This is a genomic window from Methanosarcina sp. 2.H.A.1B.4, assembly GCF_000979385.1.
Taxonomy (GTDB): Archaea; Halobacteriota; Methanosarcinia; order Methanosarcinales; family Methanosarcinaceae; genus Methanosarcina.
Genome location: NZ_JJOV01000009.1, coordinates 1 through 16,475, shown reverse-complemented (window position 1 = coordinate 16,475; position 16,475 = coordinate 1). Strand labels below are relative to the sequence as shown.

The window sequence follows — 16,475 nt, the reverse complement described above, 5'->3', positions numbered from 1 at the left end:
GCATCCAAGCAGGATTACACCTGCCATAAGATCGGCAGGAAGCTTTAAAGCCAGGCAAACTATCCACGCTGCCAGAGGCATAAGGGTGTACTGCATAAGGGTGCCCAGCAAGACCACATAAGGCCTTTTCAGGACTGCAAGGAAACTGTCCACTGAAAGTGTGACTCCCATCCCGAGCATGATCAGGCTCAAAAGGGGTACAATGAAGCCTTTATAGGGGACAAAATATTCCGGGTATACATAGGCTACTGCGGATAAAAGAACCGCCCAGAGAGGAAATAAGGATGTGAACTTTTTAATCATTTTTTAGTACACCAGCTCTTCAAATTGACACTTTAGTCATTAAATAAACTGAGATTGTCATTTAAATATATGTCTATTTATTCCCAATAAATAATAAAGCTGTAATTAATTTTGAAATAATAACAAAGATAAACAGTGTATATTTTTGGTAGACCTGAAAATAGAAGCTTCACTCATTTCAACTGCCACCAGTTAACTTTCATCCTGTTAAAAGCTCAGGGTACTCAGAATTTTCCGAACACCCACTTGCTACTTATATATACAGGCTCTGCCGATACAATCCCCCATGAGACTGGATTCATACCTTGTAGATATGGGACATTTCAAGTCAAGGGGACGAGCCAAGACTGCCATTCATGAAGGAAACGTTAAAGTTAACGGCACTGTGGTAACAAAAGTTTCCAGGGATGTCTCAATTGATGATGTAATAGAAGTTGCCGAAGGCCTGGACCAGCCGCAGGGCTACTTCAAACTCCGGTTTATACAGGAAGAAAGCGGGGTCCTTAAACCCAGGGACAGAGTTCTTGACCTGGGATCGAGTGCAGGCGGTTTTCTCCTTTTTGCGTCAGAGATTGTAGACCATATAAAAGGCATAGAGTTCAGCCGGGATTTCAGAAGCGAGCTTGGAAAAATTGCATATGAGCGGGAAAACGTTGAGGTAATATTCGGGGATGTTTTCACCATACCTCTTAAAGAGCTCTCTGAGGAGCCTGTGGATGTTATTCTCTCAGACATGACTCTTGAGCCTGAAAACTCAATCAAAGCTCTTGCCAGAGTGCTCCCTCTCCTGAAAGAAGGTGGAAGGCTGCTCCAGGTAATAAAAACCGGAAAGAAGAAAAATCCGAGGCCAGTCCTGAGCAAGATTGAGAACCTGGGGCTTGAAATCCAGCAGGTCATCAATTCCGAAAAGCAGGAGGTTTACGTGGTTGCAAGAAAACTTCTGCCTGAAGAAAAAGAGTCCAGAGGAATTCAAACGGATGAAAGCTGATGAAAAAGCAGGCTTCTCTCCGAATAAGCACAACTGTACGGACAAGTACGCTAACGAGACCGGACTAAAGGTCTATGGGCATGGAAAACCTGTTCGCCTCTTTGCTGCAGGGCTGCATGGAGATGAATGGAGGGACACAACGGAAATCCTGATGAAAATAGAGCCTCCTGAAAAAGGCACCCTTGCGTTGATCCCTCTTGTCAAAAGGGGAGAATATACTTCAACTCTGGACCCGGCTTACTATCAGGTAATGGGGCTAAGTATACTCGAAGCCATTGAAGACCTGAATCCTGAAATTTATATTGAGCTCCATTCCTATTCCAGAGAAAACCTTGAAAAACTTGCAGGCAGGGACAGGCTGGAAAGGACCGGAGTACCTGCCTACAGCGTCCTGAAAGCAGGGGTATTATTGGGGTCGGTTTCTCCCTGGATTCGAAGGAAGTATTTTCCAAAAGAAGCCCTATGCCTCTCTTTTGAGGTCCAGAAAGGAAATTCCCGGTCAAGGGAATTTGCTGCCAGCATGCTTGAAGTCCTCAAAGAAACTGAGTCAAGGGATGAGTTCGTTGAATACCTGAGAAAAGAATTTCCTGAACAGGCAAGAAAAGCTATCGAGGATTACCGGCGCTTTTATGGGGAAATCTGAGAGCTTGCCTGCTGAGATATAGATAAAAAAGGAGATATAGATAAAAAGGAGACTTCCCTCCTGAAAAGGGAGTCTTAAAGCACGGGAAGTGCATATTGAAATTGTAATATATTGAAATTGTAATATATTGAAATTGTAATATATTGAAATTGTAATATATTGAAATTGTAATATATTGAAATTGTAATATATTGAAATTGTAATATATTGAAATTGTAATATATTGAAATTGTAATATCTTGGAGTAATAAAATATTGAAAATAGTGATTTTGTAAAAAAATGAATGTTTACCCGTACCGCATTAAAGCATTCAGTTCCGAGTCTGTTTTAAGGAAAGCCTGCTCTTTTTCATGAAGTGTGCGTTGAGCGACGTCAATCCCGCTTTTCATGGCGATCTGTTCGGACTGGCTTGCGTTATTGTACGTATTTATAAGTTCGTTATAATAGGATCTTTCGGTCTCATAGTCAAGAGCCTTTATTTTCCAGTCCCTGTATAGGGAAAGGAAATCTCTATAGTTCCCCGGGTTACTGAAGGTCAGTCCCTGGTAGTACATTTCGTTTTCATCACTATAAACAATATACCCACCAGTACATTCTACGGCTAACCATGAACCCGGAGAAACTTCAGCCAGGACCCATGCATGATTGAAGCCGTCAATGGTGCTCGAGTTCGACACATTATATGTACGGCCAGGAACTTCAATCTCACCAAGGTTCCCGGAATCAGGGCTTTTATGGACAGTTTTCCCATTTGCAATTATACTATCGCCTGCAGATTCAAAATTTCCGACTGCTATTCTTGAGTTAATGCCTTTTGCCTTTAACATGTTCCAGACGTCCTGGGCCATGTTATCGCAGTCATAAACATCATCTTTTGAATATGTGTGGCTACTGGAGTACTCGGTTGCTATTTGCTCGCATAACCTGATATTTTTATCAGTCTGTATCCGGTCCTGTGATGTCGGACTGTTTGCACCAGGATATTCATTAGAGCCAAGGGCAAAAGTTGAATATGCAGTCAATAAGGTTCCTAAAATACAAATTAAAGCCACAATCCAGATCCCTTTAAAAATACACCTGTGGATGGGTATTTTATGGTTATTAAAAGAGAGGAACACTGTTTTAGTAAAATTGAGTTCTCGGGAAGTAGAGGTTTCGGACTCGAAATCCTTCATCTCAGGTTCAGAACTCTCTATATCAGGTTTGTTTTTAATTCTCTTTCCGCAACCTGAACAAAAAAAGTCTTCCGGATCTATTTTTAATCCGCAGTTATTGCAGTACACCTTCCACTACCTCTTAGGGGGGTTATCTTATACTCTTCAGGGGGTTATTTTATAATTTTAAAGGAGCTTAAGGTCTCAGAACCTGTTAAGTGAAAAATGAAGCTTAACCAGCCAGTTCAAACTCTTTATCCCAAAAGTCCGTTCAGGAGCCAATTTTTTGGACTCAGTTGACTAAGGGTCAGTTGACTAAGGGTCAGTTTGAGAGTCCAGTGATTTGCCCTCTATTTCCCGGAGACCAGAAACATGCAGCTTGAAAAGTATCCTGTAAATTGAGTTTTCTGGTTAGCCAAAAGCTGGACTTTAAATCCTCTAAATTATTTTCAATTCAAATATAAAATTTACTTACATATATAATTGAGGTAGTTTAATGATAGTTTAATGGTAGAAAATAATAGAGAAATTATAAGATCGAAGATAAAAACAGATAATCTTAAAAGAGAAAAGTAAAACAGATAATCTTAAAAGAGAAAAGTAAAACAGATAATCTTAAAAGAGAAAAGTAAAACAGATAATCTAAAAATCCAAAAAGAAGAAAATAAACCTGAAGTGATGACACTTCTTCCAAAAAAAGGAGTTGCAGAAAAGAATCTGCAACTTTTCCTGTTATAAATTAAGTTACTTCCTTTTCAATCGTTAAACTGAAAGGGTCAGGTTTTACCTGCGCATATTAAGTGCAGGTGCTGACATGCCTTCGTAGGTACTTGCCATATGCTCGGGTCTGACGTCCTGCATTGAGGAACTCTGGGCGCGGAGCATACTGTCCACACGAAGCACCATTGCCGCAGTTTCGGAGCCTGCTTTGATGGAGTTAACCTTTACCCTGAGAGGGTCAACAACACCTTTTTCAAGCATATCTTCAGCAGCACCGGTCAGGATGTTCAAACCGGCGTTTTTGTTTTCGGCATGCTTTGCGCGGAGGTTCAGGATGGTGTCGATGGTATCCAGGCCTGCGTTTCTTGCAATTGTCCTTGGAATCTCTTCAAGAGCTTCAGCAAAAGCTGTGATTGCCGTCTGTTCACGTCCACCTATGCTGGAAGCATAAGAACGGAGTAAGAGTGCAACTTCCATTTCCGAAGCTCCACCTCCGGCAACGACCTTGCCGTCTTCAACCACACATTTCACAACTTTAAGGGCATCATCAATTGCACGTTCCAGGTTGTCCACCACATGCTCGGTCCCGCCGCGAAGAACGATTGAGACTGATTTTGCACCCTTGCAGTCCCTGAGGTAGGTTTTACCCTGATCGCCGTCTCTGTCCTGCTCAAGGAGCCCTGCGTGCCCGAGTTCTTTTTCTGTAAGTTCTTTGATGTTCCTTACAGGTCTGCCTCCCGTAGCGTCAGCGAGGTGCTGCATATCGTCGTTTTTCACCCTGCGAGTTGCGTAGATCCCCCTGCTCTGGAGGTAGGCTGCGATCTTGTCATCCATGCCCTTGGAGCAGAAGACAGCATTTGCGCCTGCCCGGATTATGTAATCCGCCATCTCTAAAAGAGCTGCATCCTCTTGCTTTACGAAATTTTCAATATCACTTACGTTGCTGATCTGAAGCTTTGCCTTGTTTGCAGTCTTTTCTGTCTCCATAGGAGCATCAATGAGCGCGATATTGGGATTTACAATCCTGAGCGAGAAGTTTTTATCGAGTGCAACCTTGTCGATCACAACTCCCTCCACAAATTCAGTCTTCTCAACAAGCCCACCGATATCTTTTGAAAGTATAATGTTTTTAAGGTTGGCTTTTCCTTCCTCATGAATGGCAAGAACTGCATCCACGCAGAGTTCTGCAATCAAGCGGTTGTATTTTTCGGAAGCTTTGCCAGTGATGGAGGTTCTGGCAGTTTTTATAAGCAATTCTCTGTCTTCCTCGCCTGCAGTAACTGCCAGGGTCTCTAAAATCTCAACAGCTTTCTCTGCTGCAAGCTTGTATCCTTTGACAACAACTGACGGGTGGATTCCCTTTTCAATAATGCCTTCTGCTTTTTCCAGCAGGGCACCTGTGAACACAACAGCGCTTGTGGTCCCGTCACCTGCAGAACTTTCCAGTGACTGAGCAACCTCCACAAGCATCTTAGCTGTCGGATGCTCAATGGACATATCGTGTAAGATAGTAGCACCGTCATTTGTGATGGTGATGTCCCCCAGAGGGTTCACAAGCATCTTATCCATGCCTCGGGGTCCAAGCGTACTCTTAACTATGGTTGCTACTGCTTTTGCAGCTGCAATATTCATGCTGAGTACATCTTTTCCCTTTGTTTGTTCTTTTCTCGGATCTATTATGAAGATTTGCTGGCCACCTTTGTCCATATGAACAAAACCTCCTGAAAATACATAGTATGAATTGAAGGATAAATAATTGATAATTTGAAGTTGTTTTCTGGCTTGCGGTTGCTTTATCTCAGGTATCGAACCCGAGAACCCTGTTTTGCGCAATTTGTTTGACTTGCCGATAGTTATTTTATCAGGAAATTACTGATAATACTTCTATAAAAATATTCCGGTAAGACCTGTGATTTTTACAACAGGGACTTGAAGGAAAATGTTTGCAGGAAGCACTTCTGCCTTTAACTTCTATCACTTAAAAGAATATTTTAATAGATTCATTCTTTTATGTGAAATATCGGTTTTTATGCTCTTTTCCAGGGAATTTATTTGTGATTCTGTTTATTTCTACCGAGTTATCCGGCTTAGTTTTACCTGGTTATCCGGCTTATTTTTGCTGTGTTATAATCTTCACAGACCCGTCTTTATTTCCTATGTAAAGCTCATCCACATTGCAAAAAATCCCGTGCTCAACCACTCCTGGAATTGCAGATAGTTGAAGAGCAAGAGCTTCCGGGTCTTTTATAACACCAAATTCTGCATCAAGGACAAAGTTCCCATTATCCGTTATTACGGGCCCGTCTTTTTTTACAGCAGACCTGAGTTGTGGTTTTCCACCCAGTTCCAGGATTTTCTTTACGGCAAGTTCTTTTGCAAAAGGCAGGACTTCCACAGGCACGGTTTTATCAAGCTGCGTGCTCGTTTTCGACTCATCAGCTACAACCACAAACCGTTTTGCAGAAACAGAAACGATCTTTTCCCTTGTATGAGCTGCCCCTCCTCCTTTAATGGCATGGAGTTCGGAGTCGATCTGGTCAGCTCCGTCAATGGCAAGGTCCAGTTCAGGGTGCTGGGAAAGGGTGGTCAGCCTGATTCCGGCATCTATCGCGAGCATCTCGGATTGGTAAGAGGTGACAATCCCCAGAATATCGAGCCCTTCCTCCCGCACAAGGCGTCCAAGTTCCTTTATGGTGTATGCAACTGTTGAGCCTGTACCCAGTCCAACAACCATTCCGGGTCTGACAAGTCTGGCTGCAGCAATCCCAGCTGCCCGTTTTTCGGGAGAATCAGTAGAAGTATTTCTTTCCGTCATTTTATTTTCCGCCTTTAAGATTTAAAAAAGTTAACAACTATTTTTCAAAAACAGGAAGTCCTTTCAAGCTTAAAAGAAAAAATTGGAGGGTTTCAGGGAGAAAGTCTTCTCCTGTCCCTCGGGAAGAGTACTGTATCCCTGATATTGCCAGTTCCAAGCATGGTCATGACAAAACGTTCACAGCCCATTCCCCATCCGGCATGCGGAGGCATTCCGTATTCGAAAGCTTTAAGATAAAACTCAAAACCGTCAGGGTTTAAGCCCTGTGATTCGATCCGGCTCTTGAGCAGGTCAGGAATGTGAATCCGCTGAGCTCCTGAGGAAAGCTCCATTGTACGGTGCATCATGTCAAAGGACTTGCTGAATTCAGGCCTGTCCTCATAAGGCATGGCATAGAAAGGTTTGATCTCCGTGGGCCAGTCGATAATGAAGTAGTGGGATTCGCCTGTAGTTTCGTAGACATAATCTCCGACTGTGTGTTCCCCGAGAGTTCCAAGGTCATCTCCCCAGTGCATTTTCTCTTCAGAACGGCTGTTTATGATCTCGATTACCTCGTCATATGTAAGCTTCAGGAAAGGAGTCTTCGGGACCTTAAGCTCAACCCCGAGTGCTTCAAGGGAGACTTTGCAGTTCTCAATTACACGGGCATAGACGTAAGCAACCAGGTTTTCCAGAATTTCCATTACATCGAAGTGGTCGGCAAAGCTGACTTCGACATCGATGGAAGTGGCTTCGTTTAAGTGCCTGCGAGTATCATGTTCTTCTGCCCTGAAGATGGGGCCGATTTCAAAGACCCTGTCAAACCCGCCGCTCATGAGGATCTGCTTGAAGAGCTGGGGGCTCTGGTTGAGGAAGGCTTCCCTGTCAAAATAGGTGATCGGGAAAAGGGCAGTTCCACCTTCGGTTGCGGTGGCAACGACCTTGGGGGTTGCTGTTTCAATAAAGTTATTCTTTACGAAATATTCCCTGATTGCCTGGAGAGACTCATGCCTTATCTTAAAAACCGCAGTTGTCTCGGCTCTTCTAAGGTCTATAAAGCGGGAGTCAAGCCTCGTGTCAAGTTCGGCTTCCACCTTTCCGGTTGTGTCCATAGGAAGAGGGGAAGCTGCACCGTTCAAGACATTGATCTCGTCAGGGAGCATTTCATAACCGTTCGGAGCTTTTTCTTCAAACTTGACAGAGCCGGTTACGGAAATTACGGACTCGCGAACGAGCCTTCTTGCTGCATCGAAGAGTTCTTTGTCAATTTTTTTCTTTATGAGTGTGACCTGAGCCTTTCCTTCCCTGTCCCTGAGAACAACGAAACAGATCCCTCCGAGGTCTCTGACCTCATGGACCCAGCCTGCGAGGGTTATTTTCTGACCGTTATCAACTTTTTCGGGCTTGACATCGGCTGTATAATGTGTTCTGAGATTTGCTAAAGACATAAATTCACCTTGATTAGGGGATAAATTAAACGTAAATATAAGAATGAAGCTGAAACGTAGGTGAATAGTCATAACTCATTATTAATGTATTTGTTGCACCGCCCGAATTGCGCCTCGGGAGTACGCGGTCCTTTTCGCTCGCTCTGCTCGCTCAAGAGGACTAACGATTGGATAAAGAAATAAAGAGTAAAAGAGTAGAAGCGAAATAGAAGTGTAAAAACTGAGATTTAGAAGGGAAAATAGCGTGAGAAAGGAAATAATAATATTTATGATGATTTTAGGTGTGCTTTTTGTTGCGGGTTGTGCTGACAACGGAGTTTCGGAAGAGCCTGCACCTTCCACACCTGCAGAGGGAGTAGATAAGGGGGAAATAGCGGGAACCGGAGAGAATGTGACAGAAGCAGAGGATGATATTGTTGATGTCGAGATCCGGGGTTACAAATACGTGCCCCAAAACCTTACTGTTAAAGTTGGACAGACTGTCAGGTGGACTAACAACGATACTGTTCTCCATGATGTGGTAGGTTCGGGTATTAAATCCGAGTACCTTCAAAAGGGAGAGGCATTTACTTACACATTTGAAGAGGAAGGAACATATGAGTATATCTGCAAAATACACCCCTGGATGGCAGGAGAGGTAATTGCAGAGGTCTGAATAGAGAAGAGAGTTCCTTAAACGAGCTCAGCAAGAATCAAAGGCTGATAAGGAGTGGCGGTTAATAAATCATCACATATCAGCATTCTGGAAATGAGATTCTGAACTGTTGGAAAGGTACGCTGGAAGATCGAACACGCGTCTTTTGTAGTAAATATTTGTAGTAAATATTTGTAGTAAATATTTGTAGTAAATATTTGTAGTAAATATTTGTAGTAAATATTTTTTTATAAACTCCAAAACTTGAAAAACGTAATTCAATTTCATTATAAGTTCAAAACCCAAAAACAGGGATCTTTTTTAGAAAAATCAACGTTGTACTGGCGCACCTGCAACAAGCAGGCTGTCCGACAATTACTGCCAATAATAATTGAGATCTAATTGAATTCCTTCTTTTTAGATTTAAAGGCTTTAAACACCTTATTTGTTACATGTTTTTGCCCTGAAATTGAATTGTCAGACAGCCTCCAAGGTGCGGGGTATTCGACTGAAATAAAAACCTCTGTTGAGAGCCCGAATCTGGCGCGCGCCCTGATTGCATCGAAAAAAGAGGCTGAAATAATGAAGAGATTATTTTATTAATATATTTATTTTTGTGCTTATTGTTCATGAATGAAAATTAACTAAATATTAATACCGTTTAAATGGGGTCGAATTATAAAGCCTCTTAATTATAACGAATTATAATTAGATTTGCAAAAATACGTATTTTTCACAGATACCTATATATAATGTTACTGAACTCCAAGGTTCTGAATACAACTAATATTATAATATTATAAAATTTCAGAGAAAAGAAGGAGTAAAAAATTATACAGATTGTACATCTATCAGATCTTCATTTTTCAGAAGCGTATTTTGTCCCGGAAATTGCAGAATCCATGCTGCAGAGCATAAATCAACTGGACCCGGACATTGTGGTAATTACCGGCGACCTGACAGAAAATGGGTTTTCAGCCGAATACGATGGAGTAAAAAAGTTTATTGACAGGATCGCGTGTAAAGACAAGGTCCTTGTTCCTGGAAACCACGACTCCAAAAATGCAGGATATCTTCACTTTGAAGACCTTTTTGAAAATAGGTTCTCAAACAGGAATCTCGGGGGCGTAACCGTTGTAGGGGTTGACTCCTCCCAGCCGGACATTGACGAAGGGCACCTGGGTAGAGAAAACTACGGCTGGATCAAAGAAGCCTTTTCCGGGCAGAATTTCAAGATCTTTGCCCTGCACCACCACCTTGTCCCGATCCCTCTTTCGGGCAGAGAAAACAGCGTCCTTGTCGATGCAGGCGATGTCCTTGATCTCCTGAACCGCTGCAAAGTAAACCTTGTACTTTGCGGGCACTGCCACATTCCTCATGTCTGGAACCTGAACAACATGCTCGTTGTAAACGCAGGTACCTTCTGTTCCTCCAAGACCAGAGGCAAAACCACGCAGTGCTTTAATCTGATCCAGGCTGAAAACGAAAATTCAGATAATAACAACTGGAAGGTCAGGGTTTCCAGGGTTTTCCCGCAGGGGAAAATGGAACTGATCACTAAAACAGTTATGTGAGGGTGAATCAGAAATTTTGACATTTCTTTGTCGCCGTATTTTCCTTCCTTTTTTATTTTTTATTACTCTGATCAGGCTGCGAAAAGTCTGCGAAAAGTCTGCAAAAAGTCTGCAAAAAGTCTGCAAAAAGTCTGCAAAATCAGTGTCAATAAACCAGAAAATCGGATGAAATTAATTACAGTTAGACGAAATTAATTACATATACTTCCTCCGGATCCGCCATCCGACCAGATTATCCGTTTCAATCCTCTCAACCTCTTTTCTCTCAGCCAGGTCATCCAGAATTTCAAGAAGCTCTTTTTCCCCAATCTCAATTTCGTACCTGTCTTTAAACTCAGCAGTGAGCCGGGAGATATCAAGAGTCCTGTCCCCGAGAATCTTTTCCGCAAACCCTGCCAGATCCTCATAGCGGGCCCAGGGGTAGATTATCCAGCGCCACCTGATAACCTTCTGGCCATAGAAATCCGGGGTGAAGGAAGAACAGGTCTTGTGCTGGAGGACTGCAGTTCTGATTTCAGCAGGTCTCAGGCTCTGCACGTAGTCAACCGAAAGGTTCAGGGTCTCTCCGGTATCAGTGACGTCGTCAACGATGAGCACTTTTTTCCCGCTGATGTCCACAGAGATGGGAAACTTTATCCTCGCTTCTGCCTGCATATCCGCACCCCTCATGTAGTGCTCGACCTTCATAGAAGTCAGGTCATTGAAAAGCAAAAAATCGCAAACCAGCCTTCCAGGCACATAGCCTCCCCTCCCTATGGCAACGATCAGGTCGGGCTGATAACCTGAAGCTTTGATTTTCCGGGCAAGAAGCCTGGAAAGGCGAAAAACCTCTCCAAAGCTTATGAGCTCGCACCTGAAAGATACTTTTTTTGCCGGAGAGCACCTGGACTGCAGAGCTGCTTTTTCATTTTCGGTGTTCAGATTAATCGCCTTCTGCCTGTATGTCTTCTGCCGATATTCCTTCTGGCTGTATTAGAGTCATCAGTAAAACCGTAAAGTAAATGAGAAACTTATCCTTCCCATAGTTGACATAAGCCCGGATAAAAAATGCATCCTTTTATCGGACTCCGGGAGAAAAACAGAAGTCGAAAGCATATTTGAAAAACACCTCCCGATTTTGATCCCCCAATTATAATTTATCTGGAAAATATATAAGGTTACTTCTGCAAAAGAATAAATGATCTTCTCCTGGTTATTAATTCTAAACAACCTTTAGATTGACTATTCCAGGGGTCTGAAACCTTAAAAACCAATGATAGACAGCCGGATAAAAAATAAAAACCTAACTCGACTGAAAAAACAGAAATGGGCTTCAAAAGCGGTAAAAAACGGCATTTTTATATACCTGCATTCCAGTACTATTTTTACATACAAAAAGGATTTTTCTTGATAGTTTTTAAAAGGAGGATAACAGTTATGGATTTTAAAGCAATTCTTGCAATACTTGCATTCTGCACTCTTTACTACATCTACCACTATTCATCCGGCGCCCTAGTCTGAGAATAAATTGTAGAAAAAGGAGTGTAAAGCTATGGATTTTAAAGCAGTTCTTGCATTGTTAGTCTTTGCCGTCCTTTACTATATATACCATTATTCCAATGGAGCCATAGACTGAAAAGAAAAAAGAAGAGTAATGCAATGCAAGAGACTCTCTGAAATTGCATTATGAGATCTAATGGATATGATTGTATTATGTATAAGTGCCGTATCTGGACTTAAGAAATATTTTAATTTATTATTAAAATTACATAGTTCTGCCTGAGATTCTAAGTTCTGTGAAAACAAGACTGGAGACAGAGTATTTTCCAGGCAATATTTAATGTAGATTTAATTCGATTTAATTTATATTTAATTCAATTTTAATCGCACCCTTACTCGTTTTTTGGCATGTTTTTTTCTGACGCTTAATTTTCTGTTACCTCTGAGTTAAAAGATTCAGGGATTTTACGCTTTGTTCTATAAATGCTGTAGAGGATTGCATCATATACTTGGAAATTCATCTTATTACCTGAAAATATTTGAACCAGGGAAAACATAAATATAATGTAAATTCGGGGAAGAAACAGAGGATAGGGGGATTGATAAAATAAGGGATTTTTTAAAAAGAATAGACTTAAAAACTCTTCTTGCAATTCTCGTTTTTCTGACACTTTACTATATATACCATTTTTCTGGCGGAGCTATAGATTAAAAGCAAATAAAATAGAAAGATCAATAAAATAACATATTAAAGCAGTAACGGACGTCTTAGAAGTGCTCACAAAAAGAGAAACAGGAGTATTATACTAATAAAGGCATAACTGATGAAAAGGAGCTTCAAAGCTGTGCTTTCAAGAGAAAATGGTCAAGCAATGCATAAAGGGCTGGATTCCATCGATGAGGAGTTTGATGAAGGAGTCAGCCAGGCTCTTACCTCCCTGACAGAGATAGGTAAAGGTTACCTTAGCGAAAGAAAAGAACTGGAAGCTGAGAAGACGGTATCTTCCATAAAAGAAATAGGAAAGGCTGCTGCCCTTCAGGGTATGGAAAACGCAGCAGTCAATGCTATAAGATCCCTGGAGAAGATGCTCCAGATCTCAATGAAGCAGAACATGGAAGGCACAACTGTCAGGGTCCTGCTCTCTTTTGGGGCTATAGGGAAAATCGCCGCCGAACAGCAACTTGAGATGGTAGCCAAACTTGCAGCATCGGTGCTGGGGGAAAGTGGGAATACGGCGGCTCTCCTCAATAGGGAAAGAGAAACCATTGCTGTTACAATCGGCCTTGGGGAAATTGGAAAAGCGGTTGCCAGGATGCAATTTCCAGATTATTCAGAAAATGCCGCTATATGTATCACCTGCCTTGGAGAAACCGGGAAACTGGCTGCTCAAAAAACCCTTGAAGAGGCTGCAATAGGAGCAGAACTTATGTTAGAAGAGATGGCTGCAGCAGCCATGGAAGAAAACCTTCAAAGTGCGGCAGGAAGTATCGCAGCTTCTATTGAGGAGATAGGAAAAAGCGCTGAGGAAGAAGAGATGGAAAATGCCGTTTTCCAGGCTGCATCCGCACTCCAGACAATTATGAGCAGTGCAGGGAACAGATACCTGAATGATGCCTCGATTGCGGCAAAGGTTGCCCTTGAATCTTTTAATGAATTTGATATAATAAACGACGAAGCCAGTATAAGGAAAATAGAAGAAATCAGGGAAATGATGAGAACACTGTGGATGAATACGAAGTAAAAAAGCGGAAAAAACAATGAAAGTAAAAAACAATCCCATAAAAATAATCCCATAAAAATAATTCCGGAAAAAGTTTCCGGAAAAAGTTTCCGGAAACAGCCTTAATTTGTCAGTGACTGGATAGGAGCCGGAATTCTTCCTCCCCGCTTTACGAAAGTCTCCGAACTGAAATTGCTTACTGCCATAATAGGTGCACTTCCGAGCAGCCCACCGAATTCCACGGAATCTCCCACTCTTTTTCCGGGTGCGGGAATCACCCTGACTGCAGTTGTCTTTTTGTTTATTACCCCAATTGCCATCTCATCAGCAATGATTGCGGAAAGGGTAGTAGCAGGGGTATCGCCAGGGACTGCTATCATGTCAAGACCAACGGAACAGACGCTGGTCATGGCTTCGAGTTTTTCGAGAGTCAGCGCCCCGACTTTAACCGCTTCGATCATGCCTGCGTCCTCACTGACCGGAATGAATGCCCCGCTGAGGCCTCCTACTGAAGAAGAAGCCATTGCTCCGCCTTTTTTTACGGCATCGTTAAGAAGCGCAAGGGCAGCAGTCGTTCCGTGGACCCCACAGCGCTCAAGCCCCATGGCTTCCAGAATCGCGGCAACACTATCCCCGATTTCCGGAGTTGGAGCAAGTGAGAGGTCGAGAATCCCGAATTCCACACCAAGCTTTCTAGAAACTTCCCTTCCTACCATCTCCCCCATGCGTGTGATTTTGAAGGCTGTCTTTTTGATCGTCTCGGAAATTTCTGTAAGGTTAGGGTTTTCAAGTTCGCGAACGGCTGCGTTAACCACGCCCGGCCCACTTACACCCACATTGATAACACACTCTGGTTCACCTATTCCGTGAAAAGCTCCTGCCATAAAGGGGTTGTCTTCAGGGGCATTTGCAAAAACCACCAGTTTGGCACAGCCTATCCCGTCTCTGTCAGCAGTTAATTCCGCAGTCTTTTTGATTATATTTCCCATCATGCCAACTGCATCCATGTTAATGCCTGCTTTTGTGGTTGCAACGTTTACGGACGAGCAGACCTTTTCAGTAGAGGCAAGAGCTTCAGGAATGGAATTTATCAGTTTGAGGTCTCCCCGGGTTTCCCCTTTATGCACAAGGGCGCTGAATCCTCCTATAAAGTCCACACCTGCGGCTTTTGCAGCTTCATCCATTGTCTTTGCAACGGAAACGAAGTCAGGAGATTTGCAGCTTTCAGCTACTATCGCTATGGGAGTTACAGAAATTCGCCTGTTGATAATAGGAATTCCGTAAAGGCTCTGGATCTCATTCGTTGTCCGGACAAGCTCCTTTGCCCGGGAAGTTATTTTTTCATAGATGTTCTCGTTGAAAACCTCAATATCAGGGTGGCTGCAGTCCCGGAGGCTGATTCCCATAGTGACGGTCCTTATGTCCAGGTGTTCCATCCTGACCATCTGAATTGTTTCCAGAATTTCTTTCGGGTTTATAAGCATGAAAAATCCTCCTGCGTCCTCACAGATCAGATCCTGTGCATGAAACGGAAAGCATCTTCATGCTGCACCTTGATCTCAACTCCAAGGCTCTTTCCTTCGACACCCATAGCCTGCTGGAAAGCCACAAGGTCAAAGTTTTCCTTCGGGGCTTCTGCAAGCATGATCATGGTAAAGATGCCCTGCATGATAGTCTGGCTGATATCGACAATATTTACATTGTAACTGGCCATCACCGTGGTGACCCTGGCAACAATACCTACCCTGTCACTGCCAATAACCGTGATAATGAAACGACTTGATGTCATGAAATGTCTCCTGTTGGTCCTGCTTTATTCTACAGGTTAATACATAAAAGATGTAAACAAGGAAATTTTGTTCAGATTGAAGACCTGATAGATAATAAAGTAAACTGCTCAGCCCCTAAGTAAACTTCTCCAGTCCCGAAGTAAACCCTCTGATACTGAAGTAAATGCTCTGATCCCGCTATAACTAAAAATCTTGAGAGGATATGTTAAGGAAACAGGGGTTGGAAATAAAACAATATCGATGTCGAGTTAACTCATTATCTATGAAAAGCTGATCCCTGGATCAGGCCTCCGTCTCAAAACAGAGCTGGATTATCTTCCCCATAATCCCCTTAATATTTTCCCTTCCTTTAAGTTTTATTGAAAAATCAGCATACTTAGAATACAAAATCAGCCTTTCTTCAAAAAGTTCTTTAAGGCTTCTGTCCCTGAGCCCTACTATGCCCCTCTTTCTTGCGTTAGGGATCCTTTTTACGATGCTTCTGAAAGGGGCGTCCAGAAAGACTATCTTTGAGATATCTGTTAAGTGTCCCATGGCTTTTTCGGAATAAACCACGCTTCCGCCAGGAGAGATTATACAGTTATCCACCTGCCCAAGCCCCAGAATAGCTTCTTCTTCAAACCTGATAAGAGCGTAATCGCCCTGTTTGTCAATCAGGGCTTGAAGAGGCAATCCAGTCCTCTGCGTAATCAGGCCATCGACATCAATAAAAGTATAATCCAGGTGCTTTGCAAGTGCCCTTCCGATAGTACTTTTCCCCGCTCCTGCCATGCCAATTAATGTTATGTTCATTGCCACACGCTTCCTGCCTGCAAAAATCAAGGAATTCACTGACTGAAATTCCCATAGGTGAAAGGCCTGCAGTCCATAAGTTATCAGGACAAAATATAATCTTCTGCTATATAAAATATACAACGCGAGTATTTTTTAAAAAAAGGCAAAATTATGAGATGCGTTTTGAATTTCTTACGTCTGACCCGGAACTTCCCGGACAGGTTTTACTATTATTGGGATTATGTTATGCAAAAAGTTCATAAAGTTTAGGAGCGTCTAAGGCTAATCCCTGTCATTTTAATGGCGGGATACAGCCGTCAACTCTTCCATAATACGCTGTCTGACAACGTTTTTGTACATTTCAACCTATACTCTATTGTCAAGTTTTGTTCTGGAAGCTGTGAATGCTACAGAAGTCGCTTGACTTTGCTATTGGACTCTAAGTATAGGGT

Annotated in this window: 14 protein-coding genes and 1 pseudogene; 6 read left to right on the top strand and 9 right to left on the bottom strand. The window is 42.5% G+C overall.

Annotation, left to right across the window (positions count from 1 at the left end):
• Positions 1–303, bottom strand: a pseudogene (locus EO92_RS02085) (bile acid:sodium symporter); the annotation flags it as partial.
• A gap of 286 nt (positions 304–589) precedes the next feature.
• Here EO92_RS02085 and EO92_RS02080 point away from each other — a divergent pair.
• Positions 590–1,291, top strand: a complete 702-nt coding sequence (locus EO92_RS02080; RefSeq protein ID WP_048168926.1) for a S4 domain-containing protein — start codon at positions 590–592, stop codon at positions 1,289–1,291.
• Complete coding sequence (locus tag EO92_RS02075) at positions 1,281–1,934, top strand: DUF2119 domain-containing protein (protein WP_048168924.1); 654 nt, start codon at positions 1,281–1,283, stop codon at positions 1,932–1,934. The genes EO92_RS02080 and EO92_RS02075 overlap by 11 nt, the downstream gene beginning before the upstream one ends.
• A 288-nt stretch (positions 1,935–2,222) precedes the next feature.
• Here the strand turns inward: EO92_RS02075 and EO92_RS02070 are convergent, their stop codons facing one another.
• The 4 genes from EO92_RS02070 to aspS form a co-directional block, all read right to left on the bottom strand.
• On the bottom strand, positions 2,223–2,957 hold the full coding sequence (locus tag EO92_RS02070; protein ID WP_156165701.1) for a hypothetical protein: 735 nt from the start codon (positions 2,955–2,957) through the stop codon (positions 2,223–2,225).
• Positions 2,958–3,872: 915 nt separating this feature from the next.
• Positions 3,873–5,516 carry a thermosome subunit alpha gene (thsA, locus tag EO92_RS02065; RefSeq protein ID WP_048168922.1) on the bottom strand — a complete coding sequence of 548 codons (1,644 nt, stop codon included), beginning with the start codon at positions 5,514–5,516 and terminating at the stop codon, positions 3,873–3,875.
• A 403-nt stretch (positions 5,517–5,919) separates the two neighbouring features.
• Positions 5,920–6,624, bottom strand: a complete 705-nt coding sequence (gene rpiA / locus EO92_RS02060) for a ribose 5-phosphate isomerase A (RefSeq protein ID WP_048168920.1) — start codon at positions 6,622–6,624, stop codon at positions 5,920–5,922.
• Positions 6,625–6,716: 92 nt separating this feature from the next.
• Complete coding sequence (aspS, locus tag EO92_RS02055; protein ID WP_048168919.1) at positions 6,717–8,051, bottom strand: aspartate--tRNA(Asn) ligase; 1,335 nt, start codon at positions 8,049–8,051, stop codon at positions 6,717–6,719.
• A 244-nt stretch (positions 8,052–8,295) separates the two neighbouring features.
• On the opposite strand from aspS, the gene EO92_RS02050 reads away from it, so the two are divergent.
• The gene (locus tag EO92_RS02050) at positions 8,296–8,706 is read left to right on the top strand and encodes a cupredoxin family copper-binding protein (protein WP_235283128.1); all 411 of its coding nucleotides are present in this window, start codon (positions 8,296–8,298) and stop codon (positions 8,704–8,706) included.
• 812 nt (positions 8,707–9,518) lie between these two features.
• Positions 9,519–10,259, top strand: a complete 741-nt coding sequence (locus EO92_RS02045) for a metallophosphoesterase family protein (protein WP_082107914.1) — start codon at positions 9,519–9,521, stop codon at positions 10,257–10,259.
• Between the two features lie 195 nt (positions 10,260–10,454).
• Here EO92_RS02045 and EO92_RS16905 read toward each other — a convergent pair whose 3' ends face one another.
• Positions 10,455–11,102, bottom strand: a complete 648-nt coding sequence (locus EO92_RS16905; RefSeq protein WP_255350318.1) for a phosphoribosyltransferase — start codon at positions 11,100–11,102, stop codon at positions 10,455–10,457.
• A gap of 462 nt (positions 11,103–11,564) precedes the next feature.
• Between EO92_RS16905 and EO92_RS17400 the strand changes: the two genes are divergently transcribed.
• Positions 11,565–11,759, top strand: a complete 195-nt coding sequence (locus EO92_RS17400) for a hypothetical protein (protein WP_156165700.1) — start codon at positions 11,565–11,567, stop codon at positions 11,757–11,759.
• A gap of 803 nt (positions 11,760–12,562) precedes the next feature.
• A complete protein-coding gene (locus tag EO92_RS02030) occupies positions 12,563–13,480 on the top strand; it encodes a hypothetical protein (protein WP_235283127.1) in 918 nt (305 codons plus the stop codon).
• Between the two features lie 101 nt (positions 13,481–13,581).
• On the opposite strand, the gene EO92_RS02025 is transcribed toward EO92_RS02030, so the two are convergent.
• The 3 genes from EO92_RS02025 to EO92_RS02015 all read right to left on the bottom strand — a co-directional run bounded on the left by EO92_RS02025 (position 13,582) and on the right by EO92_RS02015 (position 16,080).
• Positions 13,582–14,943: a PFL family protein gene (locus EO92_RS02025; RefSeq protein ID WP_048168915.1), complete on the bottom strand. Its 1,362-nt coding sequence runs from the start codon at positions 14,941–14,943 to the stop codon at positions 13,582–13,584.
• Positions 14,944–14,969: 26 nt separating this feature from the next.
• On the bottom strand, positions 14,970–15,248 hold the full coding sequence (locus EO92_RS02020) for an ACT domain-containing protein (protein WP_048168914.1): 279 nt from the start codon (positions 15,246–15,248) through the stop codon (positions 14,970–14,972).
• Positions 15,249–15,531: 283 nt separating this feature from the next.
• Entirely contained in the window at positions 15,532–16,080 is a 549-nt protein-coding gene (locus EO92_RS02015) for a shikimate kinase (RefSeq protein ID WP_255350317.1), read from the bottom strand.
• Positions 16,081–16,475: the final 395 nt, after the last annotated feature.